The 14481-nt window shown below is 47.1% G+C and carries 13 protein-coding genes; all 13 read right to left on the bottom strand.

Annotated elements, in window-relative coordinates; translation table 11 throughout:
* Positions 1-108: 108 nt before the first annotated feature.
* The 13 genes from KOD92_RS15040 to KOD92_RS14980 all read right to left on the bottom strand — a co-directional run bounded on the left by KOD92_RS15040 (position 109) and on the right by KOD92_RS14980 (position 14444).
* Positions 109-1056, bottom strand: a complete 948-nt coding sequence (locus tag KOD92_RS15040; protein ID WP_215234404.1) for an ABC transporter permease — start codon at positions 1054-1056, stop codon at positions 109-111.
* Between the two features lie 29 nt (positions 1057-1085).
* Entirely contained in the window at positions 1086-2588 is a 1503-nt protein-coding gene (locus KOD92_RS15035; RefSeq protein ID WP_215234403.1) for a sugar ABC transporter ATP-binding protein, read from the bottom strand.
* 83 nt (positions 2589-2671) lie between these two features.
* Positions 2672-3832: a Gfo/Idh/MocA family protein gene (locus KOD92_RS15030; RefSeq protein WP_215234768.1), complete on the bottom strand. Its 1161-nt coding sequence runs from the start codon at positions 3830-3832 to the stop codon at positions 2672-2674.
* Positions 3833-3996: 164 nt separating this feature from the next.
* A complete protein-coding gene (locus KOD92_RS15025; protein ID WP_215234402.1) occupies positions 3997-5037 on the bottom strand; it encodes a sugar phosphate isomerase/epimerase family protein in 1041 nt (346 codons plus the stop codon).
* Positions 5038-5210: 173 nt separating this feature from the next.
* Entirely contained in the window at positions 5211-6425 is a 1215-nt protein-coding gene (locus tag KOD92_RS15020) for a hypothetical protein (RefSeq protein ID WP_215234401.1), read from the bottom strand.
* A gap of 66 nt (positions 6426-6491) precedes the next feature.
* Positions 6492-7589, bottom strand: coding sequence for an aldose 1-epimerase family protein (locus KOD92_RS15015; RefSeq protein ID WP_215234400.1), 1098 nt, complete (start codon positions 7587-7589; stop codon positions 6492-6494).
* A gap of 94 nt (positions 7590-7683) precedes the next feature.
* Positions 7684-8487, bottom strand: a complete 804-nt coding sequence (locus tag KOD92_RS15010; RefSeq protein ID WP_215234399.1) for an alpha/beta fold hydrolase — start codon at positions 8485-8487, stop codon at positions 7684-7686.
* Between the two features lie 54 nt (positions 8488-8541).
* The gene (locus KOD92_RS15005) at positions 8542-9369 is read right to left on the bottom strand and encodes a sugar phosphate isomerase/epimerase family protein (RefSeq protein ID WP_215234398.1); all 828 of its coding nucleotides are present in this window, start codon (positions 9367-9369) and stop codon (positions 8542-8544) included.
* Between the two features lie 33 nt (positions 9370-9402).
* Positions 9403-10437: a ThuA domain-containing protein gene (locus tag KOD92_RS15000; RefSeq protein WP_215234397.1), complete on the bottom strand. Its 1035-nt coding sequence runs from the start codon at positions 10435-10437 to the stop codon at positions 9403-9405.
* Positions 10438-10564: 127 nt separating this feature from the next.
* Entirely contained in the window at positions 10565-11416 is an 852-nt protein-coding gene (locus KOD92_RS14995; protein WP_215234396.1) for a sugar phosphate isomerase/epimerase family protein, read from the bottom strand.
* Positions 11417-11614: 198 nt separating this feature from the next.
* Positions 11615-12379 (bottom strand): 3-keto-disaccharide hydrolase, encoded by a 765-nt coding sequence (locus tag KOD92_RS14990; RefSeq protein WP_215234395.1) that lies wholly within the window; start codon positions 12377-12379, stop codon positions 11615-11617.
* 249 nt (positions 12380-12628) lie between these two features.
* The gene (locus KOD92_RS14985) at positions 12629-13186 is read right to left on the bottom strand and encodes a fasciclin domain-containing protein (protein WP_215234394.1); all 558 of its coding nucleotides are present in this window, start codon (positions 13184-13186) and stop codon (positions 12629-12631) included.
* A gap of 112 nt (positions 13187-13298) precedes the next feature.
* Entirely contained in the window at positions 13299-14444 is a 1146-nt protein-coding gene (locus KOD92_RS14980) for a glycoside hydrolase family 130 protein (RefSeq protein ID WP_215234393.1), read from the bottom strand.
* Between the last annotated feature and the right edge of the window lie 37 nt (positions 14445-14481).

The following is a 14481-nucleotide window of genomic DNA, read 5'->3' as shown; positions in this document are numbered from 1 at the left end:
GCTATCGGCCGTCGATTTATATTTTGAAAATACTTAGAACCTTCCTCCATCCTCCCTACGCGCGCCGCCCTTTCCTCCTTCCTCCTTCCTCCCTTTCCTCCCCCAAAATCAATCCTTCTTCCCAAAACCATCCAGCACCACCGCGCCAATGATAATTACGCCCATCACAACCTGCTGGTAGTAAGAGGTCACATTCAGCAAATCCAGACTATTGCTGATCACGCCGATTAGTAATGCACCAATCAAAGTGCCCGTCATTGTACCGGTTCCACCCGAGGTACTGGTACCGCCTATTATCGCGGCGGCAATTGCATCCAGTTCAAAGCCGGCGCCAGCATTCGGCTGGCCGGTTGTGATCCTGGCAGTAAGCAAGATCCCGCCCATTGCAGAAAGTATCCCGCAGATCGTGTAAACCCACATTTTTACATTCCCGACACGAATGCCGGAAGCGCGCGCAGCAGGCTCATTTCCACCAACCGCATACATATATCTGCCCAAAACAGTTTTATTCAGAATCACCGCGCAGACTATAAATGCAACGATCAGAATAATAATCGGAAACGGAATACCGAAAATATTTCCACCACCAATAAAGTTGAAGGAATCTGACAAGTTGGATATCGGCCGGCCCTTGCTTAGGATCAAAGCCAGTCCCCGACCGATCGTCATCGTACCCAGCGTGACGATAAATGGAGGCACTTTACTTTTGGTGATGACCAACCCATTAAATGCGCCGAAAAGCAGCCCGGCACCTAGTCCAGCCAATAGTGGAACCGCCAGCGGATAAGTATCGGGATGTGCAAAAGTGGCCGCGACCACGCCCGTAACCGCCACCATCGATCCCAAAGACAGATCAATCCCGCCGGTAATGATCACAAATGTCACTCCAAATGCGAGCAACGCATTGATCGAAACCTGCGTGCCGATAATCAGTAAATTGGAAACCGTAAAAAAACGCGGGGTACTGAAAGCCAGCACAATGCATAAAATTAAAAAAGCCAGATAAATCCCGTACTGGCCAAATTTTGTCAAGCGTAAGTTTTGAGTCGGAGGCATATTATACAAGGTATTTGGTCTGGTGGGATTCACGCCACTGCATATTTCATGATCAATTCCTGCGTCGCTTCCTGCCTGGAAAGCAGTGCGGTTTGTCTGCCTTTCGACAAAACCACGATCCGGTCGCTCATACCCAAAATCTCAGGTAGTTCAGACGAAATCAGGATGATTGCCATGCCGTTTTCAGCCAGGTTTCTTATTAATTTATATATTTCAAATTTGGCCCCAACATCTACTCCTCTGGTTGGCTCGTCTAATATAATTAACTGTGGAGCAGCTAGTAACACTTTCCCAATCACCACTTTCTGCTGGTTACCGCCGCTGAGGTGAGTTACTTTCTGATCCATTCCCGAGGTTTTGATCCGCAGATCTGCGATCATTTGTGCGGTGGCTGTTTCTTCTCTTTTTGTATTAATAAAAATGCCTTTCCGGTGCCGGTTCATACTGGATAGTGTAATATTATCTTTTACAGACATTTTAGGAATCAAACCCAGACCTTTCCTATCCTCGCTCACATAGCCGATACCATTTTTTAATGCTTTTAATGGAGAATTGATCTGCACGGTTTCACCCGAGATACTGATCATTCCTTCATCTGATTTATCTAAACCAAAAATCACCCGCGCAATTTCTGTACGTCCTGCGCCCATTAAGCCAGACAATCCCACGATTTCACCCGCGTGTACCGCAAAGTTGATATCTGAGAATTTTCCTTTTTTACCTAAATTTTCAACCGACAGTATTTCTTCGTTAATAGCTGTATTTCCTTCCGGAAACATTTGCCCTATTTCTCGCCCTACCATCATCGAAATCAGCGAATTCTGATCGAGTTCGGTCGCATTTTTTGTTCCAATATATTTACCATCCCGCAAGACAGTGATCGTATCCGAAATCCGGAAAATCTCGTCCATTTTGTGAGATATGTAAATGATACTCACACCTTTGGCTTTCAGGTCGCGGATCATTTTAAACAGCATTTCCACTTCTTTATCCGAAATTGCCGAGGTAGGCTCGTCCATGATAATCACCTTCGCATTGTTGGAAATCGCCTTTGCAATCTCCACCATCTGCATTTGCGCGACGCTCAGGTATTTCATTTTAGTTTTGGGAGAAATATCAACACCGAGCTGTTTCAGGACCTGCTCCGATTTTTCGTTGATCTCCGAATCATCGAGCCAGCCCCAAAGCCAGCCACTTTTTCCTGAAACTGATTTTTCTCTTCCCAAAAAGATATTCTGCGCGACCGTCAGCTCGGGTACGATCAGTATCTCCTGGTGAATCATCGAAATCCCTTTTTTGAGCGTTTCGCCTACATTGCTATCGTGCAGGTTTTTACCCTCAAAAATGATCTCACCAGAATCCGGCGCGAGCAGACCGATCAGGACTTTCATGAATGTAGACTTACCCGCGCCATTTTCCCCCATCAATGCATGCACTTCCCCTTTCCGCAGGTTCAGGCTCACATTATCGAGCGCCTTAACCCCGGAAAATGACTTGGAAAGTTGATTGACAGTGAGAATAAAGTCTGGCATAGGTAACTACAAGAAAGGCTTTAACCGCAACCTGAATACTCAGCAAGTGGTTAAAGCCTTTTTAGTTTAGTCAAAAAATGGAGTTAACCTTCCCATTCCACGCCGGTATCCTTCCATGATTTGGAAGCCGCCGAGTCGAGTACCGCTTCACACACTTTCTGTGTTTCGTAAGCATCCTTGAAGGTAGGTGAGCAAGGTTCGCCGGTTTGCAGACTTTCGAAGAAATCGGCAGCCTGGTGAATGAACGAATGCTCATAACCAATACTGGTTCCCGGGATCCACCAACGCTTCATATAAGGCTGGTCGCTGTCCGTAACAAGGATCGATCTCCAACCGCGAACGATCGATTCGTCGCTGTGATCGAAATATTCCAGACGGTTCAGATCATGCAAATCCCAGCGAATAGAGGCGTGCTCCCCGTTGATCTCAAATGTATAAAGTGCCTTGTGGCCACGCGCGTAACGTGTTGATTCAAAGAGGCCGAGCGAACCGTTATCAAAATGGCAATGGAAAATACAGGCATCGTCGATACCAACTTTTTTAACTTCCCCGCTGCCAGAATGCACACGCTCTTTGATGAAAGTCTCGGTAACCGCCGATACATCCTTGATACCTCCGTTGATCCACATTGCAGTGTCAATACAGTGCGCAAGCAAATCGCCGGTTACACCAGAACCTGCTGCATCCACATCCAAACGCCACGTTGCAGCGCCACCCTGCGGTACATCCGGACTGATTGTCCAGTCTTGCAGGAAGTTGGCGCGGTAATGGAAAATACGTCCCAGCTTACCTGAATCAACGATTTGTTTGGCCAAAGTAACCGCCGGCACGCGACGATAATTGTACCAAACTGTATTTTTCACACCTGCTTTCTCAATTGCGTCCACCATACTTTTGGCTTCTTCCAAAGTACGGGCTAGTGGTTTTTCGCAAAGTATCATTTTACCCGCAGCGGCAGCAGCCAATGCTATTTCAGCATGGGTATCGTTGGGTGTACAGATATCAACTGCGTCAATATCGTCACGCTCGATGATCCTTCTCCAATCCGTTTCGTAAGAAGCATAGCCCCACTGCTCAGCGAAGGCTTTTACTTTCTCCTCATTGCGCGAGCAAACTGCCTGTAAAACAGGACGGTATTCCAACTCAGGAAAGAAATCGCCTATTCTCTTATATCCATTGGAATGCGTGCGTCCCATCAGCCCGCTTCCAATCAATGCTACTCTTATCTCTTTTTTAGCCATAATTTTATCTTTTTATCTATCTTATTCCGTCGGCTGAAGCCGGCGGCAAGTGATTTTTTTGTTGTTTCGAGTCCGTCGCTATTGATTATTGATATTCCAAAATCAATAGCCGTCGACTTCAGTCGACGGACAGGAAAGAATAGGAAAGCACAATGCTGCAATAAGGATTAATCCTCCTGGTACCAGCCGTGGGCTTTTCTTACGTTGATCAATGCAGCGAGGATATCATTCCATGTTTGCTGATTGGTCATTACCTCGTTCGGGAACATACAACCGTCCCAGCAGATATGGCGGAACGCCTTGGTTATCTCTCCATTTTCGTCCCGCATCCAGAAACCCGCGTCGCGCACGATGTCCAGCTTACCATTTGGATCGGTAGCCAGACAGTGGCGGCCGGTTTTGTCATGAGAGCCTGTTCCGTGTACCGTTCCGTCGTTTTGCGCTACGTGGAAATCGAAGGTATACGGACGAAGTGCAGCCGTCATTTTTTTCAAACCTTCTTCCTGAGCAACGCGATCGCCCCATTGGAAATCTTCTGGCAGGATGCGGTCTTCGGGTGCATTATAACCCAACAGATAAAGGAAAGTATGCGACATATCCGCCTGGAATCCCATATTCGGACGGTCAACAGCTTTCATCGTTTCCAGCATCGTTTTCCAGCTGTGCATTCCACCCCAGCAGATCTCACCTTCCGCAGCCAATTTTTCACCAAAATCAGCTGCTATATCGCAGGCTTTGCGCCAGGTTTCAGCAATTTGTTTGGTATTTCCGGCAGGATCAGCGGCCCAGGCTTCCGGCGAGCAGGCAGAGTCCACACGGATTACGCCACCTTTGCGAACGCCCAGTTCACGCAGTTTTTTACCAAACTCACATGCTAGCCGTACCTGGTTCACAAACTCATCGCGAGCGTCTTGGGTACCAATTGCAGAACCAGCCCACACGTTGGCAACCAGACTTCCTACTTCCAGTCCAAGTGCATTCAGTTTGGCAGCAAGCCTCGCCGGTCCGTCTTCGGTATTCATGTAAATACCAACATGCGGATCGAAAAGACCGATATCGATACCATCGAACTTAACACCGTCTACCTCAGCAGCAGCGGTGTGTTCCAGCATAGTATCAAAAGGAATAATAGGCTCAGAATCAGAACCTTTTCCGACAATCCCAGGCCAGGTGGCATTGTGGAGCTTAGGATAATTATTTTCAGGCATGGTTTAAGAATTATTTGGTTAAAAAGTTCATGCTCCTGAGGAGCATCCTGTTTATAGCAATTGGACACCGCCAGTTGCGGGCGCCTGAGGTGCCTCCTGTATCAGGCGACTCCTCAGGAGTCTTGCATTATCATGTATTGTTTTCCTAGAAACAGGGAACCCCGCTGGGGTTTTTACAATACCAGATCCGGGTTTCCTGGACCGAAATGCTTCAATATCACGATCGGATCGGTTTTGGATGGGTTGCTGATCACAACACCCTCTGTTGCCGCTTTTTCCGATACAAAAAACTCATCATTGGTTAGTTGTCCGTAGCGGATCAATGCAGGTGTTTCGATATCCCACTCGCCGAACTTGCCGTGACCCTGCATGACGATCATTCCGTATGCAGCGGCGTCAGTAATAGTTACAGTCTGTCCCGGTAAAACGGTTAACTCCTTGGCACTATAAGCTTCGTTTTTGTAGCAAATCCAGTTTTCAGAATATCCTTCCTGCTCCATCTCAGCGACATCTTTCACCGGTTTTGGACGCATGAAGTGTTTTTCCATCAGATTTGGGTTCACGTTCAAATCCCAATCGATTACTTCCATCAACAGGTCATAATCTCCAATCCTATCTTTCGGAGTACCTTTCCAAAGCAATTCTTCCGGAATAACTGCCTCGTTAACAAGTGATTGATACATAGCAAAAATATCCGAAGCTTTTTGAGGCTCATAGGTACACAAGCTACCCGGTGCATGCAGCATCCCAGGAGGAACGTCCCAACCTGTACCCGGTTCAAGACGAAATGCCTGAGAGTAGTTGGTGATCTTGTTATCGCCCTTGGTAAAGTTCATCAGACACTCCTTGATTTGCTCCTTTGAAGTTCCGGGCGCGATACCAATGAATGTATACGGAAAATCGCCGCCGTGGTTGTTAAGTTGAGGCGGGAAATAGTAGGCTTCCGGCTTTCCATTTTGGCCCACCATCGCAGCGTGCTCATCTCTGTGGTGAATATGGTGCGGAAGCGGGCCCATGTTATCGAAAAACTTGGAGTACATCGGCCAGCTTTTGTATTGATCCCAAAGTCTGTCACCTATCACTTCACCTTTCAGCTCTTCTACCGCGTCCCGCAATGTCACTTTCTGGACTCCTGACTCATCTTCAAAAACAATCTGGCTCAAACCTTCATTTTCACCCGTCAGTGGCCCGTTTTCAGCCGGAGTAGTAGAAGACAACCAACGTTCGTCAATTCCTCCTCTTTCTCCACCCAATACATAATAATCATCCGGGTGTAATTTGATCCTGCGGCCGGGAACGCAAAACGAGCGTGGTACCCAGGTCGGGGCCAAACGCACTATTCCTTTTCCCTGCTCTAATGCCTTTGCAGCTATACTTGAAAGTCCCATTGTATTATATTAAAAATTGGTTTATTGAATACTCACTATTATTAAAAACTCTTTACTCCCGTCGCGCTACGAAACATTCACTTTCAATATCAACTCCTCAATCGCCTCTTTCTCAGTCAAAACATTCAATTCCAACTCGTAGAATCTGGTTTCCTCCGGCTGGATAAAGATCAAAGTCCCGTCCTCCCGCGCTTTCGCTTGTCCGGAAAGCGGGTGCGTGCTCGGTTCCAGGCCGGTAACGTATTCGCCTTTGCCCCAATGCTGCCAGTTGGCCATCCAGGGTAACTGCTCTTTTTTCCATTTTAATGAGACAGCCAGGCCCAGTTTTCCATTATATAATCCGCAAATGCTATCTCCGAAAATATCGGCTTCTACATCTACGAGCACCACTTCTTCGCCACTACCTAAGTGGTCTTCCAGCGGCGCAGGGCACTTTTTGAAGGCATTACCTTCCTTAAATATCTTCGCATTTTCCTCCCCGTGGCGCGGGTGCCATTTTCCATTCCAGAGAATGTCCGTTCCTTCGTCTGCCAGCGGCCAGCCAAAGTTGAAATGGTACAGCAGCATGTGCGGAGCCGGTGTATTGGCCCGGTTTGTCACTTCATCTTTAATGCGGATTTCCGGTTTGCCTAATGTGGCTGATATTGTTCTTCTCAGTTCGAAATTGGGTCCAAATGGCTTGGTTTCGCGGATAATGCCTGTAATGCTCATTTCCAGGTCGCCTCTTCGCAAATCGGGTTGTTTAATGGAGATAATTTCTGCGGGTGAATTTCCGATGAGACCGTGCAAACCGCGGTCGCCATATTCGTCAGACTCGGGCCCGCCGGCGTGCGAAAGCCCGCAGGTAGTGAGCAGCCCGCCTCCGAAAGTGCGAAGCCAGTCAATTCCCTTGTCCGAAAAAGGCTGCGGGTAGGTAATACCACCGTGACTGATCCACGCCAGACTGTGCTGATTATAAAAAGCTTCTGCAATATCCATCGCACGGTCCAGCACGATCTTGTACCGCAATCCCGCCCCGGTATTCAGCCAGGCGATCCGCGTTCCTCTTCCGGCACCGTTATCCAGCACCGAAGTCTCGATCCCGCCGACCTGCAAGTGATTGGATACTTTGTCGGTCCAATCCGGGTTTACCCAGTCCTGATTTATCGAGTCGGCACTTTTCATTATTTTTGTTTACCTGATTTTTAATAAATATGAAAGGCTGAAAAACCTGTTTTTTAATGCTTTATTCAAAGAAAATAGGACTGTAAACGCAATTTCAATTGTGTTGAAGCCAGTTTCTGACACGTTGGTTAAAGTCTTCTGTATTCTCAAAATGGAATGCGTGACCGAGGTTTTCGTATAAAAAAAGCTCAGCACCCGGAATGCCGCCGGCCACTTCTTCCGCCATCCAAACCGGGGTAAATATGTCTTCCTTACCTCCTATCACCAGCGTCGGTTTGTTGATCTGATTTAAATGCGGCAATGCATTGTGGTTGATACAAGCGGCAGCCTGGCCTTCCAATCCGTGAAGAGGCTGTGGAAAGGCGCCAAATGCATCCTGCTGCCGGCCCTGCGCCAGATCCGCATGCTTTTCTTCATTGTCCCAGGACGATTTTGAGAAAATAAGCAATTGAATATACAGGCTAAATTCCTCCGGCCTGAACCGCGCTTTTGCATTCATAATATGCTGGAACAATCCCTTCGCGTAATTATCGCAGCGCGCCCAGGGGCACATTAATACCAATGATTTTACTTTGTCAGGATGCCTGATCGCCAGTTGCTGCGCGATAGTACTACCCATGGAACAGCCTACCACATTTACATTCTCCAAACCCAGCGAATCCAGTAACCCGGCATAATCATCCGCCATTTGTTCGGAAGAATAGGATCCGGCCGGTTTATCAGTCAATCCTACACCTCTGTTATCTCCAATAATGCACCGGAAATGATGCTTCCAATCCGCCAGATGCACATTCCAAACCGACCCCGGCGCAGTAATGCCCATAATCAGCAGAAGCGGCTCGCCGGAACCTCGTTCTTCGTAATAGAAATTTATTCCGTTGGTTTTGATAGTGGGCATAGGATGGTACGCTAGCAGGCTATCTGTAACAGCTTTTGGTGATTTAAATTAAACTCATTTCAAACCAGGCAGCAAGGTTTCCTGTATCCACTTTCCGTCATGTAAAGTCACATAATCCGGATCTTCCAGCGCTTCTGCACCTTCGTCTTCACAAATGATCCAGCCTTTGTAGTTGATATCTTTCAGCCATTGCGTAACTCCCGGCAAATCCACCCTACCATTGCCCATCAGAGCAAATTCCGGCGCGCCGTCCCAATCCTTGTAATGCACGTGGTTGATCAGCGACTGGTATTCCTTCATTTTTGCAAGCGGATCCATGCCGCCGTTGATAATGTGGCCCACATCGGGCGTCCAGCCGGTTACGGAAATATCCAGTGATTCCAGCACCATTTTGTAATCTTCTTCGGTGCGGATTATCGAGGTATGCGGGGAGTTCGGGTGAAAGCTGCAAGGCACCCCTTTTTCGGCGGCTCGGCGGGAAACTGTATTGACAATATTAACCAGACTAGCCTGACGATCAGCGAGATTATGCCTGTCCGTCGGAATTTGTACGGTATTTAAAATAGCGCCTGGAAAACGCTGCAATACGCGGATTGCGTGATCGGCCACTTCGCGTTCGTGTGCTGTCTCTTCTGCTCCATTCCAATCCAGCGCCAGCGCAAGTGCAGCCAGCTCAATTCCCTGTTCTTTTAGTTTAGCCTCCAAAAGATCCGGGTCAATAAGGTCGCCCATCCAGGTGAATATGGGTTGAATACCACTGAAACCCGCTTTTGCAATTACCTCTATCATGTGTCCGAGCCGGCCTTCGTGCGTTTTGCCGCTGCCACTCATAAACCACGTATATACCTCAGAACCAAAGCGAAATGGAAGTTGTACTGACATTATCTGTTAATCTTTTTGGTCAAAAATTAAAACTCATTTCTCCTTCTTCTTCACAATCTCTCCCGGCATAATAAGTGACTCGAAGCCAGCCAGGTCGGCAGGTTTGACATCCGCTTTATAGCCGCTGAAATTGAAAGTAGTAGGCTTATAAGGTCCGACAAATGCGATATCATTTTTAGCATTAATCGCCTTTTCCATTCCCAATCCCCAGAACATCGCATTGATAGCCATTCTCCGGAAACCATCGTTCAGGATGTCCTCTGATGCGCCGTGCGTTGTAGTAAAGGATTTACCCTTTTTTCCGCCTTCCACCTGATATTCTTTCACCCAGGCTACCGGTAGCAGCTCTTTCGAAGGATCGGGTGCTGAAGTTGCGGTCATTCCGTTCAAAACCTGACCGCGCGCCAAAACCGTACCTTTCGGCTCGGCCGTGTACCCGCCGGATTGAACCCACATATCTTTCACCCCGGTCATAATAGGATGCGAAGCCTGTGCTTTTTGAATGATGATCTTAGAAGATTGCTTGTGATTGGTGCCATAATGCGAAACCCAGGTTTCACCCAGCACTACCTCGCCAAAACCGTCTTTCCATTCCTTTTTCGGACCGTTATACTCCCAGCTATAATGTTCCCATTTAGGGTCATTTTTGATTTCAAAGGCGTGGGTAGAAGTACGGAAAGCGACGATGGGACCGCCGCGTTTGATGTAGTTATCAATATGCTGCATTTGCTTATCCTCAAAATGAGCAAAGCGCATGAATATGACGAGCAGGTCGGCGTTATCTAAAACTTCCAGCCCTTTCACATTTGAACCGCCGGGCAAGATATTACCAGCCTCGTCCAGCGCCCAGATCACCGTGCACGTAAAACCATACCGTTTTGCAAGAATCCGCGCGAATGCAGGAAGCGACTCTTCCCCGCGGTATTCATGATCAGTGGCGATAAAAACGATATTCTTACCCACTCCCGGACCTTTCTCACCTTTGTATACGACCTTGTATTTTCCAGCTTCGTCCTGCCCGAAAACGGGAGATGTAAGCAGTAAGAATAGCAGGATGGATTTTAGCATAATTTTTGGCTGTTGGCTATTAGCTTTTAGCCGTTAGCTTTTTTGTCTCAGATGATTTAACTCCGGTCAAGATAATTAAGAGAAGCGAATAGCTTATAGCCAACAGCTAATAGCTAATAGCCCCCTCTCATAACCCATGCTTTAAGCTCATTTCCCGAATGAACTTGTAGCCGTTTTCAGCAATATCCCAGGGTTCATTGAATTCTCTCCAAACCCCAATCGCATTCGCAAATCCCGGATCGTTTCTTGAAAAAGCTTCGATGGTAAGCCAGCCCTGGTAATTGATCGCCGCCAATCCGGCGAATGCATCGTCCCAAAGCACCTGACCGCTGCCCGGCGTACCTCGGTCGTTTTCGCTGATATGCACGTGAGCAAGTACCGGCGCGATCGTTTGGAGCGCGGTACCGTAATTTTTTTCTTCAATATTAGAATGGTGCGTATCGAACATCGCCCGCACATTCGGGTGGTTTGCGGCTTTCACGAGCTTGTGCAGCTGTTCCATCGTATTGCACAGGTAGCATTCGAAACGATTGAGCGCTTCCAATGCGAAAGTGATATTGGCTTGCGCAGCATATTCCGCAGCTGCATTCAGTACCTCGCCGGCCAGTGCATATTCCTGGTCTTCGGCGGGGCGATTTACGAATATGGTATGCGCCGAGTGAAATGGTCCGCAAATGATTTTGGAGTTCAAAGCGTGCGCGCGGTCAACAGCCAGCTTGATCTTGTCCAGTGCTTTCTGGCGGATTTCAACAGATTCGCTGATCGGATTTTCGTCCGCTCCCAAAGTCATCACCGCCGTAGTTTCAAGCCCCAGATCCCGGGTGTAATCTCCCATTCGCTGGTAAGCCGCAATTTCCTGCGGCCCGAGATAAAACTCGACGCCATCATAGCCAATACCCTTTAATCTATCAATAACCGGAAACAGATCATCCGAAACCGAAGCCGTCCAGGCAAGTACATTAAATCCTATTTTGTTCATTGGTAATTTGCTTTGGGCTATTAGCTGTTAGCAATTAGCTGTTAGCTGTTGGCTGTTAGCTTTTAACTCTATGCTTGATTTGAGATATAACTGTTAGCTATTAGTTATACGTCTTAAATAGATTCACTTCCTCCCTTTCCTCCTTCCTCCTTCCTCCCAAAAGCTAAAAGCTAACGGCTAATAGCCAATAGCCAACCCCTACTGCTTAATCCTCAAATCCTTAAACTCAACCTTCATCGGCGGACCTACGTGCACCTGCATGCCCAGGTAGCCTTTTTTACGACCATTGTAAGAATCATTGTCAGTTACCTCGCTCATCAGCACATCGTTGATGTAATGTTGCAGACGGTTGCCTTTGATCACCAGACGAAATGTGTTCCAGTCTTCGGATTTGATCAATGTTTTGAGGGAATCAGAAGAACCAAGTGAGCCGGTTACTTCGAAGCCTTTCCAGGCATTTGCTTTGATATTGCCTCGAACACCTTCGGGCGTTTTATCCCCTGTGTATTCGTTAATAACCGTTTTTTGTCCGCGATAGGCCAGCGTCGTGCGGCGGCGCTCTTCGTAGTTCTGGCCTGTATAAGTGTTTTTCCCGTCAATATCGGCCTGATATCCTCTCAGTGCATTCGGCACATCCTCCACTTTTTCGCTCCGGTACTGAATGCCCGAATTTCCGCTTTGCTGGATCTTGAACGAACCTTTGAATTCAAAATCCGCTGGTTGGCCACCTTGCCACACAATGAAAGAATTGTTCTTTAAAAGGGTTTCAGGGGTAATTTCACCTACAAGATTGCCATTTTCAACGCGCCAGTACTTTGCGTCATACTCCCAGCCTTTCAGAGATTTTCCGTCAAAAATAGAGACGAACCCTTTTTCCTTTTTTTGAGCTATTGTAGTAGCCTGGCTTGCGATCGTCAGCAGAGCAGCCAGCATGAAGCCGACTTTGATAAATCTGAAATTCATTTGAATGCGCTTTATAGGTTTAGTGACTTATGTAATCGCTGTTTCCCTTACAAGAGGGTTTTTTCAAAAGTTAATACTCTTAAAAAAGCAGAAAATTATATCCAAAAATTCCTAAAATTATCTATGCGACTATCCTGTACTGACCTGCTTACACGAATACAACCGGACCGAAAGGGCACAAAAAAACGGGAAGACCTAAGTCCTCCCGTCGTCTCAACAACCACTCACACAACCAACTTCACTACGTAATCAAGGCATTAATACTTTGTCGATCACGTGGATCACACCATTTGACTGAAATACGTCAGCGGTAGTAACTTTCGCCATATTACCTTTCGTATCGGTCACAATTACATCTTTTCCTTTCATTGAGAAAGTCAGTTCAGCGCCTTGTGCAGTTTTGGCCATTGCCTTGCCGCCGCCGTCTTTGATCATTTTCATTACCGATTTAGCATCCACTTTTCCTGGAACTACGTGGTAAGTAAGTACCGAAGTAAGCGTCGCTTTGTTTTCCGGTTTCAAAAGGTTTTCAACAGTACCAGCCGGTAGTGCTTCAAATGCTGCATTTACCGGAGCAAATACCGTAAATGGACCTGTTCCTGAAAGTGTTTCTACCAGACCGGCCGCTTTTACAGCTGCTACAAGCGTAGTATGATCTTTCGAATTCACTGCATTTTCAATGATGTTTTTAGAAGGATACATTTCTGCTCCGCCTACCATCACAGTTTTTTCTTTTTGTGCAAAAGCGCTGACAGTGGTAAATAATGCTGCTACCAGTAAGCCTGTAAACTTTGTTGACATTTTCATAAAAAAAATCTAGTTTGGTTGATTTCCTTTATGTACGCCAGCAAGTGTCCGATAGATCGAAGGTTCACAATAATAGCTAATATACTTTTTGAAACTAACGGTTACTTGCTTTTCACGGCAGCGGATCACCGGGTGTTTTAATGGCTGGATCATAAACGGCAACACCCACTCTCGAATCTGCGCAACCATAATACAGCAGCCACTTTTTCTTGTGGTACACCATTCCTTCGATAAATACCGTCCCTGCTACATACTGGCCGCTTTTTTCGAATGCCTCCATCGGCCGGAAAAATGGCTTGTCTAACCTTGCAAGTACTTTTGAAGGATCGTTTTTATCAAATAGTACCTGTCCGGCGCAGTAACTGTTGGGTGTAAATTGCTTGTCGCCGTCTTCGCCTTTGTCATTTTTTCCATTATATAAAAGGACAATACCTTTGTCCGTAAGAATCGCCGGCGGGCCGCATTCAGTCAGGTTACTATCGAAATATCCTTTTCTCGGCGAGATCAGGTTGACCAGATTCTGATTGCTGTCCACTACCGGCTCCCAGTTGATCAGGTCTGTCGACGTAGCTACATTCACATTAGCCTCACCAAAGTACAGCCAGTATTTACCATTAATTTTCGCGATCACCTGCTTGTCGCCTACCAACTTCGTCACGATCGAGCCCGACTTGGTCCAGATCTCGTTGAATTTTCCGTTGAACGCTTTCTTAAATACCGGCCCGTGTTTCTCCCATTTCATAAGGTCACGGGAAGTGGCGACGCCGATCCGCGCCTTATCCTGGTTCCATTGTGTGTAAAATATCACGTACAAACCATCCTCGGTTACTGCCACGCGGGGATCTTCGCAGCCGCCCGGCCATTCAACCGCTTTCTGGCTGTCCTCGCCCGGAAACAGTACCGGTTCTTTTTTTCGTTTAAAACTGATACCGTCTTCACTTTCTGCATAACCAATGCGGGAGGTGCGTTTTCCAATTGCTTTTCCCGCTTTGTCCTCGGCCCGATAAAGCACTATGATCTTTCCATCTTTGATCGTCGCAGCCGGGTTGAATGTATCATTCGATTCCCAGTCGATCTGCTTTTTGTTCATCGGACAGAAAAATGTGGAGGTACTGTCGGGCGAAATGACCGGATTTACGCCAGCCGGGCGTTTAAATCCGCCAAAAGTCCAGTCCGGCAGCTTATTTTCAGTTTGCGCAAAAGCCTGTCCGACAAAGAGCAGCAAGCATAGAAATAGTGCGGTAATCGATTTTTTCATAGTTATAAATGTTAAAAATCCGGTCTGAAATATTCAA

Source organism: Dyadobacter linearis, from assembly GCF_907165045.1.
Lineage (GTDB): Bacteria > Bacteroidota > Bacteroidia > Cytophagales > Spirosomataceae > Dyadobacter > Dyadobacter linearis.
The sequence above is the reverse complement of the archived record's forward strand: the minus strand, read 5'-3'. Positions and strand labels throughout refer to the sequence as shown.

Bases quoted from the DNA above. Each gene is read 5' to 3' on its own strand.
- KOD92_RS14985 (WP_215234394.1), bottom strand. From the start codon at position 13,186: ATGAAAATGTCAACAAAGTTTACAGGCTTACTGGTAGCAGCATTATTT.
- KOD92_RS14990 (WP_215234395.1), bottom strand. From the start codon at position 12,379: ATGAATTTCAGATTTATCAAAGTCGGCTTCATGCTGGCTGCTCTGCTG.
- KOD92_RS14995 (WP_215234396.1), bottom strand. From the start codon at position 11,416: ATGAACAAAATAGGATTTAATGTACTTGCCTGGACGGCTTCGGTTTCG.
- KOD92_RS15035 (WP_215234403.1), bottom strand. From the start codon at position 2,588: ATGCCAGACTTTATTCTCACTGTCAATCAACTTTCCAAGTCATTTTCC.
- KOD92_RS15005 (WP_215234398.1), bottom strand. From the start codon at position 9,369: ATGTCAGTACAACTTCCATTTCGCTTTGGTTCTGAGGTATATACGTGG.
- KOD92_RS15000 (WP_215234397.1), bottom strand. From the start codon at position 10,437: ATGCTAAAATCCATCCTGCTATTCTTACTGCTTACATCTCCCGTTTTC.
- KOD92_RS15040 (WP_215234404.1), bottom strand. From the start codon at position 1,056: ATGCCTCCGACTCAAAACTTACGCTTGACAAAATTTGGCCAGTACGGG.
- KOD92_RS15010 (WP_215234399.1), bottom strand. From the start codon at position 8,487: ATGCCCACTATCAAAACCAACGGAATAAATTTCTATTACGAAGAACGA.
- KOD92_RS15015 (WP_215234400.1), bottom strand. From the start codon at position 7,589: ATGAAAAGTGCCGACTCGATAAATCAGGACTGGGTAAACCCGGATTGG.
- KOD92_RS15025 (WP_215234402.1), bottom strand. From the start codon at position 5,037: ATGCCTGAAAATAATTATCCTAAGCTCCACAATGCCACCTGGCCTGGG.
- KOD92_RS15020 (WP_215234401.1), bottom strand. From the start codon at position 6,425: ATGGGACTTTCAAGTATAGCTGCAAAGGCATTAGAGCAGGGAAAAGGA.
- KOD92_RS14980 (WP_215234393.1), bottom strand. From the start codon at position 14,444: ATGAAAAAATCGATTACCGCACTATTTCTATGCTTGCTGCTCTTTGTC.